Genomic DNA, 1952 nt, shown 5'->3' with positions numbered 1-1952 from the left:
CTATGTCGGAAAACCCGACATAGCGAGCGACAGCGAGGAAAATTTTTTGCTCTAAGGGCACGCGTAGCGAGCTTGAAAAATCAGATTTTTGGGAATGACGGTTTTCATGCTTTAAGAGCAAAGAACAAGTACTGCTGGCGCTGGTCTTTGTAATATCTGAGGGCTATGCGGATTATGCTAGCATAAACTGCAAAAGCATTCGGTTTAAGAAACTGGTACTTGTAATCATGTCGAGCAATTACTACTTTTCTAGAAAAAGTAATATGCTTAAACGAATTTTCAGTGTCCTAGCTGTAATTGCATTTCTAAGTGGTTGTGCAACAAAGCAGTATCAGCAGTGCTATAGCCATTGCAGTTATGATAACTCAACAAATATTAACGTGAATATCCAGCTCGAGGTGAGGCTAGATCCAAAGGTTTTACCCTTACTAGAAAGAACTTTGAGTAACTAGATTGGTTAGGAGAAAAACTAATATAATTATTTTTTCTCCTTTGCATGAACAGCTATTTTATTGCTTTTTGGATGCAAAAATAAAAGATGTGTAGTTAGAATCAAACGAATACATGACTCTAAGCTCAAGCTCTTTACTAAGATTGATGGCATCTAGAGTTAGTGAGACTAGGTTCCACCATTGCTTAGTGCTATCAGGTATATTTGCTACGCCATCAACGCTACGACTAACAAGGTTTTGCCCGTCCTGGACGATCAATGCTTTAGCATTACCATTCCCACCTGGAAATCATTGAAAAAACAGCTGTAAACGATTATTTTTGTTTTTATGCCATAGATATACTTGTGCATTCATGTCTATTAAAGGTTACTTTGATTGTTGTTCCGTCATGTCCTCTGACACAAAAATCATTCCAATCTATATATGTTCTATAATTTTCATATTTATGTGTAACCACATGGAACTCACCAGTAACACCTTTGGAATTGAAAATTTTTGCTAGCTCATTGCAATTATTTACTAGTACGGAGTAGGTATCTTTTTCTACTATATCTGTAGATAATTTAATGAGACCATTATTTAGTTTAATATTCAGCACAAATTACCCCTTGTTTTTCTAAACGAAAAAATCTTTGAAAACATTTTCATACTCTAGATATTCAGAGTTCTTTATTAAATATAAAGCATTGGTTATATGAGCGTCTTCTATAAGATCTTCTCTTTTGGAAATGGTAGTTAAAAAATCATTGAATTTTGTAAGGTCTTCTTCGCCACACGCTTTTTCAATTAATATGTCATGTAGTGCATGGGATATCATTTCCCTAAAAGAAGTAGATACAGGAAAGTTCAGAACGTTATCGTGAGATAGGGTCTTTAGCATGATGCCGACTTCTGGAGTAAGCCTGATTGACAGGGTTTGTAGTTCTTCAGCGTGCATTTTTTCCATCTTTTTTTCAGACAGTTCTTTAAATAATTCTTTAGTATCTCTGCTCATTTTTTCATGTCTCTTGTAATTAAAGAATGCTTAATCTCTTGGTCATTGTATTGCGCATATTCATACTCTTGGGCTAGTGTGGATAGTTTCCATTCCCATGTTTTTCCTTCGTAGTGATGCGTATGTTCTTCTGTTATTTTACTTTCTACATGTTTTAGTATTGCGGGTGAGTCGGCATGTGGCATTTTTAAAAAAAGTTCTATTACCCAATTACTAACTAAAGTCCCTATTATTTCAGATCTCTTTACTGATAATAGACTTGCCAGTTCATCCATAACAATTAAGTCATTCTTGTGAAAGTTCATATTAAACTGATAAGATTTTTTATTTGGACTTTTAGTGTAAAAACTGCTCTCTTTTAAATCTTTAATAAAAGAATCATAATGTTCTTTTGCTATTACCTTTTCTTCATCAGTTAACTTGAATGTTTCAATCTTTTGTTCTTTAAATTTATTCACAATAAACCTCTGTTACATATTTAAATCTTTCGATAATTTTCTATTAAA

General features: G+C 33.7%; 3 protein-coding genes. All 3 read right to left on the bottom strand.

Annotated elements, in window-relative coordinates; all coding sequences use genetic code 11:
* Positions 1-777: 777 nt before the first annotated feature.
* Genes AB4585_RS22665 through AB4585_RS22655 form a run of 3 tightly spaced genes read right to left on the bottom strand, consistent with a single transcriptional unit; the run spans position 778 to position 1904 of the window.
* Complete coding sequence (locus AB4585_RS22665; protein WP_102329152.1) at positions 778-1050, bottom strand: hypothetical protein; 273 nt, start codon at positions 1048-1050, stop codon at positions 778-780.
* 18 nt (positions 1051-1068) lie between these two features.
* A complete protein-coding gene (locus AB4585_RS22660; RefSeq protein ID WP_102329153.1) occupies positions 1069-1446 on the bottom strand; it encodes a hypothetical protein in 378 nt (125 codons plus the stop codon).
* Entirely contained in the window at positions 1443-1904 is a 462-nt protein-coding gene (locus AB4585_RS22655; protein WP_102329154.1) for a hypothetical protein, read from the bottom strand. Before AB4585_RS22655 ends, AB4585_RS22660 begins: the two co-directional genes overlap by 4 nt.
* Positions 1905-1952 lie beyond the last annotated feature (48 nt).

The organism is Vibrio sp. 10N.222.49.C9, assembly GCF_041474985.1.
Lineage (GTDB): Bacteria > Pseudomonadota > Gammaproteobacteria > Enterobacterales > Vibrionaceae > Vibrio > Vibrio crassostreae_C.
Note: the sequence above shows the minus strand (reverse complement) of the source record. Positions and strands in the feature narration are given on the sequence as shown.

Excerpts from the sequence above, each read along its gene's own strand:
- AB4585_RS22660 (WP_102329153.1), bottom strand. The coding sequence starts at position 1,446 with ATGAGCAGAGATACTAAAGAATTATTTAAAGAACTGTCTGAAAAAAAG.